Origin of the sequence: Burkholderia sp. IT-111MI5 (assembly GCF_949752865.1) — a bacterium.
Taxonomy (GTDB): Bacteria; Pseudomonadota; Gammaproteobacteria; order Burkholderiales; family Burkholderiaceae; genus Burkholderia; species Burkholderia pyrrocinia_C.
The window spans coordinates 328900-347130 of record NZ_CATKIF010000022.1 but is presented as its reverse complement, the minus strand read 5'-3'; the positions used below and the strand labels follow the sequence as shown (position 1 = coordinate 347130).

The 18231-nt window shown below is 67.3% G+C and carries 18 protein-coding genes; 9 read left to right on the top strand and 9 right to left on the bottom strand.

Annotated features, from left to right (window positions below; translation table 11 throughout):
- Nucleotides 1–52: 52 nt before the first annotated feature.
- Nucleotides 53–2296: a hybrid sensor histidine kinase/response regulator gene (locus ACM6JT_RS19905; protein ID WP_105391364.1), complete on the bottom strand. Its 2244-nt coding sequence runs from the start codon at nt 2294–2296 to the stop codon at nt 53–55.
- A gap of 470 nt (nt 2297–2766) precedes the next feature.
- Here ACM6JT_RS19905 and ACM6JT_RS19900 point away from each other — a divergent pair, with 470 nt between their 5' ends.
- From ACM6JT_RS19900 to ACM6JT_RS19890, 3 genes are read left to right on the top strand one after another with little or no spacing between them, the layout of a single operon-like run.
- A complete protein-coding gene (locus ACM6JT_RS19900; protein ID WP_034181513.1) occupies nt 2767–3135 on the top strand; it encodes a response regulator in 369 nt (122 codons plus the stop codon).
- Nucleotides 3128–3754, top strand: a complete 627-nt coding sequence (locus tag ACM6JT_RS19895) for a chemotaxis protein CheC (RefSeq protein ID WP_034181514.1) — start codon at nt 3128–3130, stop codon at nt 3752–3754. Before ACM6JT_RS19900 ends, ACM6JT_RS19895 begins: the two co-directional genes overlap by 8 nt.
- Nucleotides 3751–4689, top strand: a complete 939-nt coding sequence (locus tag ACM6JT_RS19890) for a GGDEF domain-containing protein (RefSeq protein ID WP_034181515.1) — start codon at nt 3751–3753, stop codon at nt 4687–4689. The genes ACM6JT_RS19895 and ACM6JT_RS19890 overlap by 4 nt, the downstream gene beginning before the upstream one ends.
- 51 nt (nt 4690–4740) lie before the next feature.
- On the opposite strand, the gene ACM6JT_RS19885 is transcribed toward ACM6JT_RS19890, so the two are convergent.
- Nucleotides 4741–5625: an alpha/beta fold hydrolase gene (locus tag ACM6JT_RS19885; RefSeq protein ID WP_034181516.1), complete on the bottom strand. Its 885-nt coding sequence runs from the start codon at nt 5623–5625 to the stop codon at nt 4741–4743.
- Between the two features lie 192 nt (nt 5626–5817).
- Between ACM6JT_RS19885 and ACM6JT_RS19880 the strand changes: the two genes are divergently transcribed.
- The 5 genes from ACM6JT_RS19880 (at nt 5818) to ACM6JT_RS19860 (ending at nt 11251) form a co-directional block, all read left to right on the top strand.
- Nucleotides 5818–6150, top strand: a complete 333-nt coding sequence (locus tag ACM6JT_RS19880) for a hypothetical protein (RefSeq protein WP_034181517.1) — start codon at nt 5818–5820, stop codon at nt 6148–6150.
- Nucleotides 6151–6439: 289 nt separating this feature from the next.
- Nucleotides 6440–7288: a presqualene diphosphate synthase HpnD gene (gene hpnD / locus ACM6JT_RS19875; protein ID WP_105391294.1), complete on the top strand. Its 849-nt coding sequence runs from the start codon at nt 6440–6442 to the stop codon at nt 7286–7288.
- A 13-nt stretch (nt 7289–7301) separates the two neighbouring features.
- Nucleotides 7302–8555 (top strand): hydroxysqualene dehydroxylase HpnE, encoded by a 1254-nt coding sequence (hpnE, locus tag ACM6JT_RS19870; protein ID WP_034181519.1) that lies wholly within the window; start codon nt 7302–7304, stop codon nt 8553–8555.
- A gap of 11 nt (nt 8556–8566) precedes the next feature.
- Nucleotides 8567–10540: a squalene--hopene cyclase gene (gene shc / locus ACM6JT_RS19865; RefSeq protein ID WP_034181520.1), complete on the top strand. Its 1974-nt coding sequence runs from the start codon at nt 8567–8569 to the stop codon at nt 10538–10540.
- A gap of 54 nt (nt 10541–10594) precedes the next feature.
- A complete protein-coding gene (locus ACM6JT_RS19860; protein ID WP_051983728.1) occupies nt 10595–11251 on the top strand; it encodes a phosphorylase in 657 nt (218 codons plus the stop codon).
- Between the two features lie 111 nt (nt 11252–11362).
- On the opposite strand, the gene ACM6JT_RS19855 is transcribed toward ACM6JT_RS19860, so the two are convergent.
- A complete protein-coding gene (locus ACM6JT_RS19855) occupies nt 11363–12364 on the bottom strand; it encodes a VacJ family lipoprotein (RefSeq protein WP_414857109.1) in 1002 nt (333 codons plus the stop codon).
- Nucleotides 12357–14990, bottom strand: a complete 2634-nt coding sequence (locus ACM6JT_RS19850; RefSeq protein ID WP_414857108.1) for an MMPL family transporter — start codon at nt 14988–14990, stop codon at nt 12357–12359. The genes ACM6JT_RS19855 and ACM6JT_RS19850 overlap by 8 nt, the downstream gene beginning before the upstream one ends.
- Before the next feature lie 328 nt (nt 14991–15318).
- Between ACM6JT_RS19850 and ACM6JT_RS19845 the strand changes: the two genes are divergently transcribed.
- Nucleotides 15319–15915: a phospholipid-binding protein MlaC gene (locus tag ACM6JT_RS19845; protein WP_034181524.1), complete on the top strand. Its 597-nt coding sequence runs from the start codon at nt 15319–15321 to the stop codon at nt 15913–15915.
- Between the two features lie 84 nt (nt 15916–15999).
- On the opposite strand, the gene ACM6JT_RS19840 is transcribed toward ACM6JT_RS19845, so the two are convergent.
- Genes ACM6JT_RS19840 through ACM6JT_RS19820 form a run of 5 tightly spaced genes read right to left on the bottom strand, consistent with a single transcriptional unit; the run spans nt 16000 to nt 18070 of the window.
- Nucleotides 16000–16263, bottom strand: coding sequence for a hypothetical protein (locus ACM6JT_RS19840; protein WP_243712208.1), 264 nt, complete (start codon nt 16261–16263; stop codon nt 16000–16002).
- The gene (locus ACM6JT_RS19835) at nt 16260–16508 is read right to left on the bottom strand and encodes a hypothetical protein (RefSeq protein ID WP_131946201.1); all 249 of its coding nucleotides are present in this window, start codon (nt 16506–16508) and stop codon (nt 16260–16262) included. Before ACM6JT_RS19835 ends, ACM6JT_RS19840 begins: the two co-directional genes overlap by 4 nt.
- A 40-nt stretch (nt 16509–16548) precedes the next feature.
- Nucleotides 16549–16884, bottom strand: a complete 336-nt coding sequence (locus tag ACM6JT_RS19830) for a hypothetical protein (protein ID WP_131946200.1) — start codon at nt 16882–16884, stop codon at nt 16549–16551.
- Nucleotides 16881–17507, bottom strand: a complete 627-nt coding sequence (locus ACM6JT_RS19825; protein ID WP_131946199.1) for a type VI secretion system amidase effector protein Tae4 — start codon at nt 17505–17507, stop codon at nt 16881–16883. Before ACM6JT_RS19825 ends, ACM6JT_RS19830 begins: the two co-directional genes overlap by 4 nt.
- On the bottom strand, nt 17507–18070 hold the full coding sequence (locus ACM6JT_RS19820) for a PAAR domain-containing protein (protein WP_131946198.1): 564 nt from the start codon (nt 18068–18070) through the stop codon (nt 17507–17509). Before ACM6JT_RS19820 ends, ACM6JT_RS19825 begins: the two co-directional genes overlap by 1 nt.
- Nucleotides 18071–18231: the final 161 nt, after the last annotated feature.

Genomic DNA, 18231 nt, shown 5'->3' with positions numbered 1-18231 from the left:
TCGCGGCGGCCGTTCAGGCCGCCGACGCCGGCGCCGGCCCGCACGCAGCGGGTTACGTGCCGGTGTGCCGCGCGTCGCGCGCTTCGCGGATGCCCAGCAGGATCTCGTCGAGCAGCGCGATGTCGAACGGCTTCGACAGCACGCGGACGTTGACGGTGCGCGTGCGGTCGAGCTCCTCCGCATAACCCGTGACGAGAATCACGGGCAGCTTCCCCGGCCGCTTCTCGACCGCTTCGGCGAGGTCGATGCCGTTCAGGCGGCCCGGCATGTGGATATCCGAAATCACGAGGTCGAACGCGTCGTTCGCGGCCGCGCCTTCGATCAGGCGCAACGCGTCGTCGGCGGTGGGCGCATAGGTCACGCGGTGCCCGAGCAGCGAAAGCAGCGCTTCGGTGCCGGCCGCGACTTCGCTGTTGTCCTCGACGAGCAGCACGTGCAGCCCGGCGAGCGCGCTTGCGTCTTGCACGACGGCCTGCGGCCGCACGACGACGTCCTCGGCACGCGCGCGCGGCAGGTAGAGGCGCACCGACGTGCCGGCGCCAACCGCGCTGTCGATCGTCGCGAGGCCGCCCGAGCGTTCGCAGAACGCGAACACCTGCGGCAGCCCGAGCCCCGTCCCCATCCCCTGCGCCTTCGTCGTGAACAGCGGTTCGAACGCGCGCGCAAGCACGTCGGGCGCCATGCCCGAACCCGTATCGTCGAGCGAGATCTGCACGAAATCGCCGGTCAGCGGAAAGCCGTCCTCGCGGCGCAGCGTCACGTTGCGCGCGCCGACCGTGAAGCGGCCGCCGGTCGCCATCGCGTCGCGCGCATTGACCGCGAGGTTGATCACCGCGAGCTCGAGTTCCGCAACGTCGACGCGAATCGGCCAGACGCCGGGCTCGATCGCGACGACCAGCGACGATTTCGAACCGAGCGATGTCTTCAGCAGCTCGCGGCACGTGCCGACCCATTGGCCGATGTCGATCGTCTCGTTGTGCAGCGGCTGCTTGCGCGCGACGCCGAGGAGCTGGCGCGTGAGCGACTGCCCGTTCTTCAGCGCGCGTTCGATCGCGCCGAGTTCCTTGTCGAGATGCTGGACGCCGCGCCGCCGCGCGATCTGCACGTTGCTAGAGATGATCATCAGCAGGTTGTTGAAGTCGTGCGCGACGCTGCCGACGAGGTTGCCGAGCGCCTGCATCTTGCGCGACTGCCGGTACGCCGATTCGATCGAGCGCCGCATCGACGCTTCCGCCTGCCAGCGGTCCCACGCCTCCTCTTCCGCCTTCAGCCGCTTGAGCGACAGCCAGATCACGGACCACAGCGCGATCGACGGCGCGAACATCGAGATGAACAGCACGCTCAGGTGTTCGTACCATTCATGCCAGATCGCCGACGTGCGGTAGGCGCACGACACATAGACGGGATAGCTGCCGACCTGGCGGTACGCGACGATCTCGCTGCTTGCGCCGTCGTGGCGCACGCGCACGACGCCCGCGCGCGGATCGTTGCGCGCGTCGCCGAACGTGGCCGTGCGATCGGTATGCGCGAGCGACGGCGGCGGCGGATAGGATGCGATCACCGCGCCGTCCGAGCGCGCGAGTGCCATCGTCATCGGCGTGCTCGCGCCGCCGAGCAGGTCGCGGTAGAACGCGTTGAAATACGACGATTTCAGCGCGATCGACACCATCCCGGCGAACGAACCGTCGCTATGGCGCCGCGCGACGCCCGTGTTGAACACGGGAATGTTCTCGAGCTTGAGCGGCCCCATCATCAGCCGCGAGATGTGTTCGATGACCTTGCCGTCGCGGATGCCGGCGAAGTCGTCGCGGTTCGCGATCGACGCATAGGGCGCCGGATAGTAGAGGCTGTTGGCGAGCAGCATCCCGCTCGCGCCGAAGATCGACACGGCCGCCACCTGCGGGTAGCCGCCGCCGATCGTGTTCAGCGCTTCGTGGATGTCGGATTCCCTGTTGCGTACGGTCGCGTCGTCCATGTCCTGCACGAGATCGACGATGCGCGCATCGAGGGTTTCGCTCAGGTCGAACACCTTGAGCGCGTGCTCTTCGGCGACGCGCACGGTGCGCATCGTCACGTCGCTCGCGGCGGCCTCGCGCGCCTTCAGATCGTTGTACGCCATCACCACCACGTAGATGCACGGCAGCACGATCGCCGCGACGAGCAGCACGATCAGCGTCACGCGGCGAACTGCGAAATCGTGCTCGGGCGCACCGGACGCGTAGGTGCCGTCGTCCTGCCAGTCGTCGGCGGGAGCGGAGGCGGGGGCGTGGGAGTCGGCAGGCCGGTCGGACGTCATCGAAGCAGCGGGTGAGGCAGAGGTGCCTGCCATCATAAACGAGTTGCGACGGCCCGCCGCACCGCGCCGTACGAGCACGATCCCGTCGATTCCGACAGGGGGAAATTGTCGGATTGAAAACGCGACGAATCCGGCAGCGCAAACGTACACAAGGAAAAATTTTGCGTACTTATCTCAAAAATGGTTGCGGCTGTTTTCGGAATGACGCGCGATCGGATCGATTCTGTTCGAAATGGTGAAAATGGCGAGTTGCACCGACTTCGGTTTACTCCGAGAATCGCGCCTTGCTTTCCCTATGACAGATATATGCGCCCGCCGGCGTTCGCCGCGCGGTGCGTCGCGCGCACCTGCGTCGCGGCGCCCGTGCACGGCCGCCAGGCGGTTGCCTGCGCCCGAACGCATGGCGCCTCAAGAAGTGCGCCGCGCGGCCGTTAACGCGAGAGAGACCACTCCGTATACCGCATCGCCCCATGCCTTTGCCGATTGTAATTGCCGACGATTCGCTGCTCGCTCGCAAACTTCTGACAAAGGCGTTGCCGGGAGACTGGGACGTTGACGTCGCGTATGCAGCGAATGGTCGCGAGGCCCTGGCGCTCTATCGTGACGGCAAAGCTTCCGTGATGTTTCTGGACCTGACGATGCCCGACATGAGCGGATATCAGGTCCTGGAGACACTGCGCCACGAAGATCTGAACACGTTCGTGATCGTGGTATCCGCCGATATCCAGCCGCAGGCGCAAGCACGCGTGCGCGAATTGGGCGCGATCGCATTCGTTGCCAAGCCCGTGACGTCGGACGCATTGCTGCCCATTCTCAAGGAGTATGGGTTGTATGCCTGAATCGGTGTTCACGGCGGAGCAACGCGACGCGTTGCAGGAAATCGCCAACCTTGCAATGGGCCGCGCCGCCGCGCGGCTTGCGTTGCTGCTCGGGCGCTTCATCGAGCTGTCGGTGCCGCGCGTGCGCGTCGTGAAAGCGGCCGACGCGGGCGACGCGCTGCGCGAGATGACGGGCATTCACGACAACGTGACCGCCGTGCGCCAGGGCTTCCGCTCCGACATCAAGGGCGAGGCGATCGTGCTGTGCCGCAGCGCGGGCGTCGCGCGGCTCATGACGATCGTCGACCGCACGTTCGGCGACGGCGTGTACGGCGGGATGGCGACGCCGGACGAGCTCATGTTCGACGTCGCGAACGTGCTGATGGGCGCATGCGTCGCGTCGATCCTCGACGAGCTCGGCCGCAAGCCCGTGTTCTTTCCGCCGGGGCTGCTCGGTTCGAACGTGTCGTTCGACGACGTATTCCAGCCGCCCGAGCTCGCGTGGAGCGTCGCGCTGCTGCTCGAGGTGAACTTCGGGCTCGAGGATCATGCGTTCCGTGCCCACTTCGTGATGCTGATGGCCGAGGATTCGATCCGGCTGATGGGCGACGCGCTCGACGCGTTGCTGTCCGCGCTATGACGGCCGCCGCGCCGTCGCTGAGCGACCTCGTGATCGAGCGGGTGGGCTTCGGCCTGTTCGTGCTCGACCGTTCGATGAGCGTGCTGATGTGGAATCGCTTCATGCAGGACCACAGCGGCATCCCGGCCGCCGACGTGATCGGCCGCAACCTGTTCGACTGCTTTCCGGACCTGCCGCGCGCATGGCTGTCGCGCAAGCTCGAGAGCGTGTTCCAGCTCGGCAGCTTCGCGTTCAGCTCGTGGGAGCAGCGGCCCTACCTGTTCCGCTTCGAGCACGACCGGCCGATCACCGGCGGCGTCGACTACATGCAGCAGGACTGCACGTTCATGCCGCTCACGCGCGGCCGCGAGGTCGAGGCCGTGTGCGTGACGATCTCCGACGTCACGCATGTGAGCGTGATGCAGCGCGAGCGCGAGGAAGCGGTCGCGAAGCTGCGCGAACACGCGAATCGCGACGGCCTGACCGGCATCGCGAACCGGCGCTTCTTCGAGGCGCGGCTCGGCGACGAATTCGCGCGCTGGCAGCGCTACGGCGGCGACATGTCGGTGCTGCTGTTCGACCTCGACCACTTCAAGACGATCAACGACCGCTTCGGGCATGCGGCCGGCGACGCCGTGCTGCGCGAGACGGCGCGCCGCGTCGCGTCGATCGTGCGCGCGCAGGATACGTTCGGCCGTTTCGGCGGAGAGGAATTCGCGCTGCTGCTGCCGTGCACGAATCTCGACGAGGCGATGCTGGTGGCCGACAAGGTGCGCGACGCGATCGGCAGCTCGCCGGTCGATGCCGAGGGCGTCAGCGTGCCGGTGACGGCGAGCGTCGGCGGCGCGTGCGCGAGAACGGGCGCGCCGACCAGCGACGTGCTCGTCAGCGAGGCCGACGCCGCGCTCTATCGCGCGAAGCGGCTCGGGCGCGATCGTTCGGTCGCCTACGCGTAGGCGCGCCCGCCCCGCATCGCGCGAAGCGGCTTCGCCCCGCGCGTGCCGCGCTCAGCTTTTCGCGATGTCGGCCAGCACGCCGGCCAGCACGGCCGCCTCCGACACGAACGGCGAATGGCTGCTGTCGAGCTGGTGCACGTGGGTCGGGTTGCCGGGCGCGAACGCGTCGGCTTCGTCGATGAAGCGCTGCTGCAGCGCGGGCAGGATCACGCGATCCTGCAGGCACTTGATGTAGTGACGGTCGATCGCGCCCCAGCGCACGGCGGTCGTCGGGATCGCGGTCGCGAACGGCGCGGCCGGCACGTCGCAGGTCATCAGGTTCGCGACGGCCTCGAAATCGGCCTGCGGTGCGTCGTCGTACAGCGCGCGCTTCATCGTGTCGCGATACGCGGCGTCGCCGCTGCGCGGATCGATGCGCAGCGCACCGGCGACGCGCGGGCTCGCGAGCATCAGCGCGCCGAGCATCTCGCCCTTGTTCTCGGGCGCGCGCACGTAGTCGAGGCCCGGCACGCCCGAGGCCGGCATGAACGCCGCGAGATAGACGATCTTCGCGATCTTTTCCGGCGCGCGCTCGGCGGCCGCCGTGATCGCGAGGCCGCCCATGCTGTGCCCGACCAGCACGACCTTGCCGCGGCCGAGCGCATACGCGTCGTCGACGGCCTGCATCACCTGCGTCGCGTAATCGTCGAGCGTCGTGTTCGCGACCGGCGACGGCTCGGCGCCGAACGCGTCCTTGTCGAGCGGCCGTTCGAGATAAGACGCGGGAAAGCGGGCGTTGATGCCGTGCGCGGGCAGGTCGCGCGCGATCGACAGGTAGCCGCGCGCGGCCAGCGCGGCCGCGACGTGCGCGTAGCACCACGCGCCGTGCCAGGCGCCATGCACGAGCACGAACACGGGATGGTCGGCCTGCTGGGGGGCGGTTATGTTCGTCTCCATGGTGTTCGTGTTTTTTCGGGAAAGCTGTCATCTTAGACGAACCCGTGCGTATCCAAGCGCGAACGCATGGCACGATTGCGCGGTAACCGGCGATCCGTCCCTCTTGTCTCGCGCAGGCCACATTTCGTCCGGATCCGATATGAATTTGAGCCGAAGCGCGCTAATTTGTTGCTTTGCTCGCGATTGCGCCCCATGAACGTCGACTATCTCTTCTACCGGAAGCCGGACAAACCCGGCCCCTATTCGCTCGACGACCTGGGCGACATCGCGCCGCCGATCGGCCCTGGCGACCTGGTGCGCGCGGGGATCGCGCGCGTGTTCGAGCAGATCGACTGGCAGGAGTCGCCCGACGTGCCGGGCGCGTGGTTCGGCACGGGCGGCGCGGTATTCCAGTTCACCGTGGAGCCCGACGGCCGCGTGACGAGCTTCATGGGCTCGCGCCTCGAACGCCGCTCGATGCTGCAGCTCACCCGCGAAATGGGGCTCATTGCGCTCGACCTGCAGCGCGATATCGTTTACGGCTGACGGGCCGCCGGCGCCCGCTGATGCCCGCTGATGCCATGTGGTGCCCGTTCCCGCCGAGGCCGGCCGCGCCGGCCCGCCAACGGCTCCCGGCGCCCCGCCGGGCATGGCGCGTGTCCGCCATCGAACTTCAAAGATTGCTATACTTTCGCCCAATTCCGGCTTCCGGCCGGTAATTTGTGCCTGTCTGTGTCGATCGTTCGCATATCTCGCACGCATTTGACACCCTGACCATCCCAGCCGGGCATGGCTTCTTCAATCGCCCCGCGTGGGTGTCTCCGTGGAGCTTGTCTTGGCCGTTTCCAATTCCGTCGTGGACGAACAAGAAACCGACGCCGCTGCCGTCACATCGGGCAGCTCTTTCTATCTTGCGATGCGCATCCTGCCGGCCGTGCAGCGCGATGCGATGTTCCAGGTCTACGCGTTCTGCCGCGCGGTCGACGATATCGCCGACAGCGATCTGCCGCGCGCCGAGCGCACCGCGGGCCTCGACCGCTGGCGCGCGGACATCGACGCGTGCTTCGCGGGCCGCCCGCCGCGCCATCTGGCCGCGCTCGATCGCGAGATCCGCGCATTCAACCTGCAGCGCGACGACTTCCACGCGATGATCGACGGGATGGCGATGGACGCGGTAGAAGACATCTGCGCACCCGACGAGCCGACGCTCGACCTCTTTTGCGATCGCGTGGCGAGCGCGGCCGGCCGGCTGTCGGTGAGGATTTTCGGGATGCCGGAAGCCGAAGGGATCGAGCTGTCGCACCACCTCGGCCGCGCGCTGCAACTGACGAACATCCTGCGCGACATCGACGACGACGCGGCGATCAACCGCTGCTACCTGCCGCGCGAGCTGCTTGCGCGCGAAGGCATCGCGATCGCCGATCCGGCGACGATCGTGCGCGATCCGGCGCTGCCGCGCGTGTGCGCGACGCTCGTCGAGCGCGCGCTCGAGCATTTCCGCCAGGCCGACGCGGTGATGGATACCTGCCCGCGTGCGCAGGTGAAGGCGCCGCGCATCATGTCGGGTGCGTATCGCTGCATTCTCGAAGCCGCGATCGCACGCGGCTTTGCCGCCCCGCGCGCGCCGCTGCGCAAGCCGAAAGCGCGCATGCTGATGATCGCCGCGCGCTACGCGCTGTTCTGAGTCGACCGAGTCGATGCCCAGAACCGTCCACGTGATCGGTGCCGGACTCGCGGGCCTGTCGGCCGCGGTCGAGCTGCAACGCCGCGGGCGGCACATCGTGCTGCACGATGCGCACGCGCATGCGGGCGGCCGCTGCCGATCGTGGTTCGACGGGACGCTGAACACGACGCTCGACAGCGGGCTGCATGTGGTCTTCGCGGGGCAGGCGGCCACGCAGCGCTACCTGCGCGCGATCGGCGCGGCCGATCAGCTGGTCGGGCCCGCGCTGCCTGAATTCCCGGTCGTCGACGTCGCGTCGCAGCAGCGCTGGACGCTGCGCTTCGGCAACGGGCGCTGGCCGTCGTGGCTGTTCGATGCCGCGTCGCGCGCGCCGGGCACGACACCGCTCGACTACCTCGCGCTCGCACCGCTCGCGTTCGCGCGCACGGGCCGCTCGCTCGCACAGACGATGCGATGCGACGGCGTGCTGTGGGATCGTTGGCTGCGGCCGTATTGGCTCGGGATACTGAACGTCGAGCCGCGCCACGCGAGTGCCGAGCTCGCGCGCGCAGTGCTGTGCAGCACGTTTGCCGCGGGCGGCCCCGGCTGCCGTCCGCTCGTCGCGCGCCACGGGCTCGGCAGCGCATTCGTCGAACCGGCGCTGCGGATGCTGCAGCACGGCGGCGCGCAGATCCGGCTGAACTCGCGGCTCGACGCGTTCGAGTTCGGCGCGCACGGCAATGCGGTCGACGCGGCCGTGATCGGCGGCGAGCGCGTCGATCTCGCGCCGGGCGACGCGGTCGTGCTGGCCGTGCCGCCCGAGGTCGCGTTGCCGCTCGTGCCCGAACTCACCGCGCCGGATACATTCAGCGCGGTCGTGACCGCGTATTTCGCGGTCGAGCCGCCGGCCGGCAGCCCGCTGCAGACGACCGTCGTCAATGGCGTCGTCGATGCGGTGCGCGCCGGCGGCGGCCAGCTCGCGGCGACGATCCGCGATGCGGGCCGCTGGCTCGACATGCCGCACGACACGCTTGCGCGGCGGATCTGGGAAGACGTCGCGCGCGTGACGGGCGCGAACCCGGAAACCATCCCCGCGTGGCAGCTCGTCGTCGAGCCGCGCGCGGGCTTTGCGGCGGTGCCGTCGCAGGAAATGAAGCGTCCGGCCGTGCGTACGCGCTGGACCAATCTTGTGCTGGCGGGCGACTGGATTGCCACCGGCTTGCCCGCCACGATCGAGGGCGCGATCCGTTCCGGCCAACTGGCCGCGGACGTGCTCCAGACGCAATAACAGAGGGACCGATGAACGATCTCACCGAAATGGCTACCCTGTCCGCCGGCATCGCGCCGGCCGGCGTCGACGCGGCCGTCGCGCGTGCGACCGACGCGCTGCTGGCCGCGCAGAACCCGGACGGACACTGGGTCTACGAACTCGAAGCCGATTCGACGATTCCCGCCGAATACGTGCTGCTCGTCCACTATCTCGGCGAGACGCCGAACCTCGAGCTCGAACAGAAGATCGGCCGGTATCTGCGCCGCATCCAGCAGGCGGACGGCGGCTGGCCGCTGTTTACCGACGGCGCGCCGAACATCAGCGCGAGCGTGAAGGCGTATTTCGCGCTGAAGGTGATCGGCGACGACGAGAACGCCGAGCACATGCAGCGCGCGCGCAAGGCGATCCACGCGATGGGCGGCGCCGAGATGTCGAACGTGTTCACGCGCATCCAGCTCGCGCTGTACGGCGCGATTCCGTGGCGCGCGGTGCCGATGATGCCGGTCGAGATCATGCTGCTGCCGCAGTGGTTCCCGTTCCACCTGTCGAAGGTGTCGTACTGGGCGCGCACCGTGATCGTGCCGCTGCTCGTGCTGAACGCGAAGCGCCCGCTCGCGAAGAACCCGCGCGGCGTGCGCATCGACGAGCTGTTCATCGATCCGCCCGTCAACGCCGGGCTGCTGCCGCGCCAGGGCCATCAGAGCGCCGGCTGGTTCGCGTTCTTCCGCGTGGTCGACCATGCGCTGCGCGCGGTCGACGGCCTGTTCCCGAGCTATACGCGTGAACGCGCGATCCGCCAGGCCGTGTCGTTCGTCGACGAGCGCCTGAACGGCGAGGACGGCCTCGGTGCGATCTATCCGGCGATGGCCAACGCAGTGATGATGTACGACGTGCTCGGCTACGCGGAGGATCATCCGAATCGCGCGATCGCGCGCAAGGCGCTCGACAAGCTGCTCGTCGTGCAGGAGGACGAAGCGTATTGCCAGCCGTGCCTGTCGCCGGTGTGGGACACGTCGCTCGCGGCGCACGCGCTGCTCGAAACCGGCGATGCGCGCGCCGAGGAAGCCGTGCTGCGCGGCCTCGACTGGCTGCGTCCGCTGCAGATCCTCGACGTGCGCGGCGACTGGATCTCGCGCCGCCCGAACGTGCGGCCCGGCGGCTGGGCATTCCAGTACGCGAACGCTCACTACCCGGACGTCGACGATACGGCCGTGGTCGTGATGGCGATGGACCGCGCGCAGAAGCTCAGGCAGTCGGACGCGTACCGCGAATCGATGGCGCGCGCACGCGAATGGGTCGTCGGCATGCAGAGCAGCGACGGCGGCTGGGGCGCGTTCGAGCCGGAAAACACGCAGTACTACCTGAACAACATCCCGTTCTCCGATCACGGCGCGCTGCTCGACCCGCCGACCTCCGACGTGTCGGGCCGCTGCCTGTCGATGCTGTCGCAGCTCGGCGAGACGGCCGCGAACAGCGAGCCGGCCCGCCGCGCGCTCGACTACATGCTGAAGGAGCAGGAGCCGGACGGCAGCTGGTACGGCCGCTGGGGGATGAACTACGTGTACGGCACGTGGACCGCGCTGTGCTCGCTGAACGCGGCCGGCCTCGGGCCGGAAGATCCGCGCATGAAGCGCGGCGCGCAGTGGCTGCTGTCGATCCAGAACAAGGACGGCGGCTGGGGCGAGGACGGCGACAGCTACAAACTGAACTACCGCGGTTTCGAGCAGGCGCCGAGCACGGCGTCGCAGACGGCCTGGGCGCTGCTCGGCCTGATGGCGGCCGGCGAGGTGAACAACCCGGCCGTTGCGCGCGGCGTCGACTACCTGATCGCCGAGCAGAACGAAGAGGGTCTGTGGGACGAGACGCGCTTCACGGCGACCGGCTTCCCGCGCGTGTTCTACCTGCGCTACCACGGCTATCGCAAGTTCTTCCCGCTGTGGGCGCTCGCGCGCTACCGCAACCTGAAGCGCGACAACGCGACGCGCGTCACGGTCGGGATGTAACGCGTGGGCGCATCACGGCACAACGGCGCATTGCCCGTCATCGCGGTGACGGGGATGGCGTTCGAGGCACGCATCGCGCGCGGCGACGGCGTAGAGGCCGTGTTCGCCGCGCGGGCCGACCGGCTCGAGCGCGCGCTGGCCGACGCGACCGCGCACGGTTGCGCGGGCATCGTGAGCTTCGGCACGGCGGGCGGGCTTGCGCCCGACCTGGAACCCGGCGCGCTCGTGATCGCGAACGCGATCGACGGGCCGTTCGGCCGCGTCGAGACCGATGCGGGCTGGAGCGCGCGGCTTGTCGCCGCGCTGCACGACACGCCGGTATGGGCGCGCGTCACGCGCGGCACGATCGCGGCCGTCGGCGCGCCGGTCGTCAGCGCACAGGAAAAGGCGTCGCTGCACCATGCGAAGGGCGCGCTCGCCGTCGACATGGAGTCGCATATCGCGGCGGCCTTCGCGGCTGCGCGCGGCGTGCCGTTCGCGGTGTGCCGCGCGATCGTCGATCCGGCGTGGCGCACGCTGCCGCGCGCGGCGACGGCCGGCCTGCGCGACGACGGCAGCACGGCGATCCTGCCGATCCTGCGCGAGTTGCTGAAGCAGCCGTCGCAGCTCGGCCCGCTGCTGCAGGTTGCGAGCGATGCGCGCGCGGCGCGCACGACGCTGATCCAGGCGCGGCACGCATTCGAGCGTGCGGGTGCGATGCGGATCGTCTGAGCGGCGCGCGCCGCATTTCTCTTTCCCTTCTCTCTCTCGTTTTTAGCGAACAAAAAAAGAGCGCTGCATGATGCAGCGCCCTTTGTCTTTGCGGCGGTCGCCGTTGCAGCGTTACTGCGCGGCCGGACTGCTTGCGGGCATTGCCGGCGCGGCCGGCGTGACGTCGGCGGCCGGCGCCGGCGTCGACGCGGAGTTCGACGATGCCGCTGCCGGCGCCGCAGCAGGTGCACTCGCGGGCATCGCATTGTCCGCACCCGGATCGTCGTACTGCGGCAACCCCGGCGCGGCCGGCGCGTTGTTCGGCGCGGCGCCCGATGCGCCATCCGATGCGCCCGGATCCTCGTAGTTCGGCAGCCCCGGCACGGCCGGCGTCGCGGCCGGCACGGCGCCCGATTCGCCCGGCTCGCTGTAGTTCGGCAGTGTGGCCGACGACGACTGGCTGCGATACGTCAGCGACTTGCGCTGCTGCAGGTATGCGTCGCGCACGAACGAATACGGATCGAGCGCGGCCTGCTTCAGCAGGTCGGTCGCGCCGAGCAGGTCCGAACGCGCGCTGATGAACTGCGCGATGTACATCGGGTTGCGCGCGGCCGGCTCGATGTAGTTGAGCAGGTTGAAGCGCACGTCCACCGCACGGCCGACGCCGTCGCGGATCGTGCTCGGCCCGAACACGGGCAGCACGAGGTACGGGCCGGACGGCACGCCCCAGCGCGCGAGCGTCAGGCCGAAATCCTGGTGATGCTTCGGCAGCCCGGCCGGCGTCGCGATGTCGATCAGGCCGGCGACGCCGAACAGCGAGTTCATCGTCACGCGCATCAGATCCTGCGTCGCATCGGTGATGCGCAACTGCAGCAGGTTGTTCGCCATGTTGCCGAGATCGCCGAGGTTCGAGAAGAAGTTGCTGATCGCGGTGCGCACGGGCGTCGGCGTGATCTTCTGGTAACCCTTCGCGATCGGCACGGCGATGTTGGAATCGACGGTGTCGTTGATCTTGTACATCGTCCGGTTCATCGGCTCGAACGGGTCGTTGGGATTGCGGTTCGGTCCCGTCGCGCAGCCGGTCAGCATCGCGCTGGCGGCGACGGTCGCCGCGATGATTCGCACCTTATTCATTGATTCCTTGCGATTGGTTCTTGGCGCGTTTGACGCGCGGTTTGCCCATCAGGACGGGCTGGAACACCACGGCGCCGATCAGCGTGCAGGTCAGTGCCAGCGCGAGCAGCTTGCCCATGCTCGACGTGCCCGGGTGGTGCGACAGCCACAGGCTGCCGAATGCGGTCGCCGTCGTCGCGGCGCTGAACAGCACCGCATGCGTGAGGCTCGAGTGCAGCAATCCCGTCTGCCCCGCGCGCCACGCCATCACGAAATACACCTTGAACGCGACGCCGACGCCGAGCATCAGCGGCAGCGCGATGATGTTCGCGAAGTTGAGCGACATGCCGAGCACGACGCACATCTCGAGCGTCACGACACCCGACACGAGCAGCGGCACCAGCGTGCGCAGCACGTCGCCGAAGCGGCGCAGCGTGACCCACAGCAGGATCGTGATCGAAATGATCGACCACAGCGCCGCATGCAGGAACGCGTTGATGATCGTGTCGGCCGAATGCAGGATCGAGATCGGCCCGCCGGTCGCGCCCGGTTCCGCGGCCTTCACGGTCTGCGCGAAACGGCGCAGCATCGTGTCGTCGTTCGGGTCGACGCCCTTCGGCACCTTTGGCGAGATCTGCACGAGCGCGTGGCCGTCCGGCGCGACCCAGTCGCGCACGAGCGGCGGCGGCAGCGATTCGCGCGTGATGTCCTGCGGCTGCAGCAGCGCGGCGAGCTGGTTCAGCGCGATGCGCAGCGTATCGGAGAATGCGCGCTCGGCGCGGTCGCGCGTCGCGCTGTCGGCGGCGGCAAGCTTCGCGAGCGACGCGGACAGGTGTTGCGCGGCGGCCGCGCCCGGGCCCGGGTGATCTTCCGCCGCATAGCCGAGCAGATCCGACACGCGCTTGAGCGCGGCGACGCGCTGCGCGTCGGTCGCGGGCGGCGCGGCCGGCTGCGTCAGCGCGGGCAGCAGGTCGCTCGCGGCCGCGGCGATCGCCGCGCGCTTGGCCGGCTGGTCGGCGGGAATGAAGGTCGACAGCGTTGTCGTGCGGCCGACTTCGGGCAGCGCGTCGAGACGCTTCGCGGCCGCATCGGCTTCGGCGAGCGACGGCGCGAGCAGCGTGACGTCGTTGACGGCTGCTTCGGGCGAATCCTTCAGCGCGAGCAGCGTCGCCATCGATTCGCTGTTCGGATCCTTCAGGTGCAGCGGGTTGAAGTCGAAGCGCAGGAACGCGAGCAGCGGCAGCGCGCCGATCACGACCGCGAGCGTGCCGATCAGGATCGGCTTGCGATGGCGATCGAGGAAATCGTCGACCGGCGCGAGCCACGGGAAGCCCGGCGTCTTCGATTCGCCCGGCGGCGCGAACAGGCGCAGCAGCGCGGGCAGCAGCGTGAGCGTGGTCAGCAGTGCGACGAACATCCCGACGCCCGCGATCAGGCCGAGCTCGGACACGCCGCGATAGGCGGTGGGGATGAACGAGAAGAAGCTCGCCGCGACGGCCGCGGTGGCCAGCGCGAGCGGCATGCCCATCGAGTGCGCGGCGCCGATCAGCGCGTGATCGATGCGCTGGTCGCGGAAGCGTTCCTCGCGGTACTTCACGCCGTACTGGATCGAGAAATCGACGCCGAGGCCGACGAACAGCACCATGAACGCGACCGAGATCATGTTCAGCGAGCCGACCATCGCGAGGCCGAGCGCGGCGGTTACGACGAGGCCGACGAACAGCGTGACGAGCACCGAGCCGATCATCCGCTTCGAGCGCAGCGCAAGCCACAGGATGACGAGCACGGCGAGCAGCGTGAGCACGCCGTTGAGCGCCGCGCCGTCCTCGACCGATGCGAATTCGTCGTCGGCGAGCGGCTGTTCGCCGGTCAGGCGCACGGCCGCGCCGTAGCGCTTTTCGAGGTCGAGCGAACGGGCAGCTTCGCGAATCACCTGGCTGGTTTCCGCGCCGGCCTTCAGCGCGCCGTAGTTGACCACGGGCTGCACGGTGACGAATGCACGCGCGGGCTGCCGCGCCGAATCGCTGTCGACCAGCGCGCGCCACGAGAACGCGGCCGGCTTGCCGGCCAGCACGTCGTCGACCGTCGCGGCGCTGCGCGCGAGCAGCTTCGCCATCGCGGGCAATTTCACCTGGCCGGTCAGCAGCGGCTGGCCGAGCGTGGTGGCCAGCGTCGTCGCGAGCCCGGTGAGGCTCGGGTTCTTCGCGAGTTCGTTGACGAGCGGGCGCGCGCTCGCGAGCTGCGACGTCGTATCGGAGACTTCCTGCGGCGACAGGAACAGCAGCCCGTTGTGCTCGAAGAACGGCCCGCCGCCGGGCTCGGCGACCTGGCCGATGCGGCCGGCTTCGGCCTGCTTCTGCAGCGCTTCGGTCAGCGCATGCGCGGCGGCATTCGCGAATTCGGGCGCGGGCGCTTCGACGACCGCGAGGATCGTGCCGTTGCGTTGCGGGAACGCTTTATCGACGGCCTGGCCGAGCGCAGCCCATTGCGGTTCCGCATCGACGAGCTTGCTGATGTCGGTGTTGATCTTGAAATGCTGCGCGACGTAGACACCGCTGAGGGCAGCGATGACGAGCGACAGGACGACGACCCAGACGGGACGGCGCACCGACCACGCAACGAGTCGGACGATGAGAGATGTCACCATGTGGCGGTGGGGAGCGGCTGGCTAGGGCAAAGTAGCCAAGTATACCGGCGCGGCGCGGCGAAGGACGTGACGTTGCGGGTTTCGGGGCGGGAAGGAGATTTGTTCGCGGCGGCGGAATCGATGCCGGTGGCCCGCTGCTTTGTAAGGGGATATTTACATAATCGGCGCTGAGCTGCATCGCCGTGCCGTCGCCGGCGCCTGTGACAAATGAAGCTGAAAGGTAACAGTCGGTCACGGCGCGGCAACCGGGCGTCGGGCCCGGTATACTTTGCCCCACCGGCCGATGCAAGGAGCCGGTCGTTTTTTCCCATTGAGCGCGAATATTCGTATGAAACGTCATCTGTTTGCTTTCGTCGCGGCCGCCGCCGTGTCGGTTTCCGCTTTCGCGCAGAGCGCGCCGGTCGATATCGTCCGCAATGCGGTCGAGGGCACCGTTACCGCGATGAAGGCCGATCCGGCCGCCCGCGGCGGCGACATGGCGAAGGTCACGCAGGTCGTCGAGCAGCGTTTCCTGCCCGCGACCAACTTCGAGCGCACGACCCGCATCGCCGTCGGCGACGCGTGGAAGCAGGCGACGCCGCAACAGCAGCAGGAGCTGTACAAGCAGTTCCGGCTGCTGATGACGCGCACCTACGCCGCGTCGCTCGCGCAGCTCGGCAGCCAGGACGCGAAGTTCTCGTTCAAGGCCGGCGGCGCGTCGGGCGCCGACGCGCTCGTGCAGTCGACGGTGACGACGCCGGGCGACAGCCAGTCGGTCGGCTATCGGCTCGGCAAGGTCGGCAACGACTGGAAGATCTACGACATCGACATGTCGGGCGCGTGGCTGATCCAGGTCTACCAGGGCCAGTTCAAGAGCCAGCTCGCGTCGGGCGGGATCGACGGGCTGATCGCGTATCTGCAGAAGCACAATTCGCGGACGAACTGACGGCCGCTGCGCGGTCCGCAGTCCGGATGCATGGATACATGAAGGGCGCCCTCGGGCGCTCTTTTTCGTTGCGTGCCGTGTACGTCACGCGCCGACGCCGAGCGTCCTCAGGCAATCGCCGACGACGGCGTCGATGAACGCGGCGCGATCCGTCTGCGGCGCCGCGATGATGTGATTGGTCGCGCCGTGCACGCCCGCGTAGATCGCGATCGCGATGGGGTGCTCTGGAATCCTGAGTATTGCGGTTGCGGTGATGCTGGTGATGCGGCGTGAAGACAGTCGACAGCTGGGTGTTGCCTCGGTGTCGTGTACGACGCATTCACGGTCGGAATGATCGTGGCCGATCAATCTCTCATACGCATCGCGATAATCGCGGCGATTGCCGAGAAGATGGCAGTCAGCCCACCCCATCCGACGAAGAATGCATGCGCGATTTCGGGACTTGTATCGAAGAGACTGCCCTTGCCATGCAGTACGAATGCTCCGTAAGCGTAGAGTGCCCCCCAACAGATCAACGTCGCCAAGACGCCGCCTGCAAATGAGCTTGCTATAACGACAACGATCGTCAATTGGAGACGCGGGTTGAGGATCATGAAGCGATGTCGCACGCCTTCCAGCGCTCATGCAATCGAGTTATCGAATCACATATGATGCGATATAGATCAGCATCGTAGGGATAGCCAAGGTGACCAAGGAAGACGCCACTTCTTGTGGCGTAGTGCGGTGGCGGCCGATTCTCCAGCCTGCAAAAGCGAATGCAAGCGATGGTCCGATCAGAAACCCGATGAGCAGAACGGTAATCGGCCACGGCGGTGAGCAGAGATCGATTTCATGGCAATCATCCTGACCGAACGGCAGCCGCAAACCGGTATGAATCTGCCAATCGATCCGGCTTCCAATCCAGAGTGCGAACCAAGTCGTGATCAGGCCTGCGATCCAGTACGCAAGCGAGAATCCAGTGCGCTTCACCTGATCTCCCAGAAAAGGATGGTTTTCGATTTTGCCAGATCGGAATAGCCGACGTCCGTGAGAGGAATCTGCAGACTGGATATTCCGATTCGTCGGCCTATCGAGGCGAAGAGACCTCTCGTACTGGATACCGGGAGACGCGAGCCATTCCAGAGGTCGATATGTCCGCCGCTTAAGTCGTTGGCAGCGTCTCCCTGTTGTTGCCAGTATCCGAAGAAGAAAATGATACCGGTTCGACCTCTGACCTTGTTTTCCCAATCGGCACTCGTCACGTTTTCCGGAGCAGGCAGTCCTGCTATCGGACGCAGCTTCAACCACTCGGCGAACTCGTATGCGCGTGTGGCCGTCGGCTTACCGCCGATCAGGAGGCGTCCCAGCGTCGGTTTGCCCGGCATCGGTCGAATCCGCTTCTGCGAAAACGACTTCATCTCGATGCCGACGTTGTGCAGTGTCACGCTCATCCGGATCGCGCATTGGTTCCGGTACTGCCCGTTTGGATCATCGTACGGGTTTCCGTGAGCATAGTTGTTCCAGAGTTCGGAAAAAGTCACGGACTTCAACTCGACCTCCTTGTGCGATTTCGGCACGGCGGTCGTCTTGACGGTTGTCTTTCCGTTCGGCATTACGCGTCCCCGCTCAATCTTGCGAGGGCTTCGTCGCCCCAGTAGACAACGTATTCATCCTCGTCTGCGGTGTGAATGCGAGGCAAATACCCGCGATCGTCGAGTTGGCCCGAGTGGATGCGTCCGTCCGACGTTTCGATAACGTACGGATAGCCCGCCGACGCGCCACTCCCAACCGCGTGAACGGATTCGTCATAAGTGCCTGCGATGACCGACACAACGCGCCCTTCCCGATTCTTCGCGGAGGCAACTGCGCCGGATGTTTCCGCCATGTCGTCACACCATGATTCGCCGGCGAGCGTCGCCTTGATGCGTGGCGGTGTCGGGCAGCCGCACAAGACGATGTCTCCGTCGGCGGCTGTTTCACCCATGAATCTGAGGCGCCGTGGCCCGCCGGTCTTGGCAATCGGCCCGGTGCTTTGACATACATCGCAGAACGCGAGCCCGCCGATCAGTGCAACCTGGTGGCCGGTACGGCCGAATTTGAATGCCGGTCCCGCATAGGCGAGAATGCTTCCTCCGGTCTCCAGCGCGTCGCCGACAACCGCGATACGGCGCATCATGATTTCTCTCCCCGGTTCCGGTCGCCAACCCACGTCGGCGATACCGCGTGCCGCGTGAACATGTCGCTCGCCGTGGCAAGCGAAAGGATTCCATCGACCCGGGGAGAGGTCGATTGGACGAGTATGAAATTTGGACGACGAATTGCGAGGCACCGACGCCG

Coding starts and splice junctions, on each gene's coding strand:
- ACM6JT_RS19900 (WP_034181513.1), top strand. CDS start 2,767: ATGCCTTTGCCGATTGTAATTGCCGACGATTCGCTGCTCGCTCGCAAA.
- ACM6JT_RS19905 (WP_105391364.1), bottom strand. CDS start 2,296: ATGACGTCCGACCGGCCTGCCGACTCCCACGCCCCCGCCTCCGCTCCC.
- hpnE (WP_034181519.1), top strand. CDS start 7,302: ATGCCCAGAACCGTCCACGTGATCGGTGCCGGACTCGCGGGCCTGTCG.
- ACM6JT_RS19845 (WP_034181524.1), top strand. CDS start 15,319: ATGAAACGTCATCTGTTTGCTTTCGTCGCGGCCGCCGCCGTGTCGGTT.
- ACM6JT_RS19820 (WP_131946198.1), bottom strand. CDS start 18,070: ATGATGCGCCGTATCGCGGTTGTCGGCGACGCGCTGGAGACCGGAGGA.
- ACM6JT_RS19825 (WP_131946199.1), bottom strand. CDS start 17,507: ATGCCGAACGGAAAGACAACCGTCAAGACGACCGCCGTGCCGAAATCG.
- ACM6JT_RS19880 (WP_034181517.1), top strand. CDS start 5,818: ATGAACGTCGACTATCTCTTCTACCGGAAGCCGGACAAACCCGGCCCC.
- ACM6JT_RS19860 (WP_051983728.1), top strand. CDS start 10,595: ATGGCGTTCGAGGCACGCATCGCGCGCGGCGACGGCGTAGAGGCCGTG.
- ACM6JT_RS19835 (WP_131946201.1), bottom strand. CDS start 16,508: ATGATCCTCAACCCGCGTCTCCAATTGACGATCGTTGTCGTTATAGCA.
- ACM6JT_RS19850 (WP_414857108.1), bottom strand. CDS start 14,990: ATGGTGACATCTCTCATCGTCCGACTCGTTGCGTGGTCGGTGCGCCGT.
- ACM6JT_RS19885 (WP_034181516.1), bottom strand. CDS start 5,625: ATGGAGACGAACATAACCGCCCCCCAGCAGGCCGACCATCCCGTGTTC.
- shc (WP_034181520.1), top strand. CDS start 8,567: ATGAACGATCTCACCGAAATGGCTACCCTGTCCGCCGGCATCGCGCCG.
- ACM6JT_RS19895 (WP_034181514.1), top strand. CDS start 3,128: ATGCCTGAATCGGTGTTCACGGCGGAGCAACGCGACGCGTTGCAGGAA.
- ACM6JT_RS19890 (WP_034181515.1), top strand. CDS start 3,751: ATGACGGCCGCCGCGCCGTCGCTGAGCGACCTCGTGATCGAGCGGGTG.
- ACM6JT_RS19855 (WP_414857109.1), bottom strand. CDS start 12,364: ATGAATAAGGTGCGAATCATCGCGGCGACCGTCGCCGCCAGCGCGATG.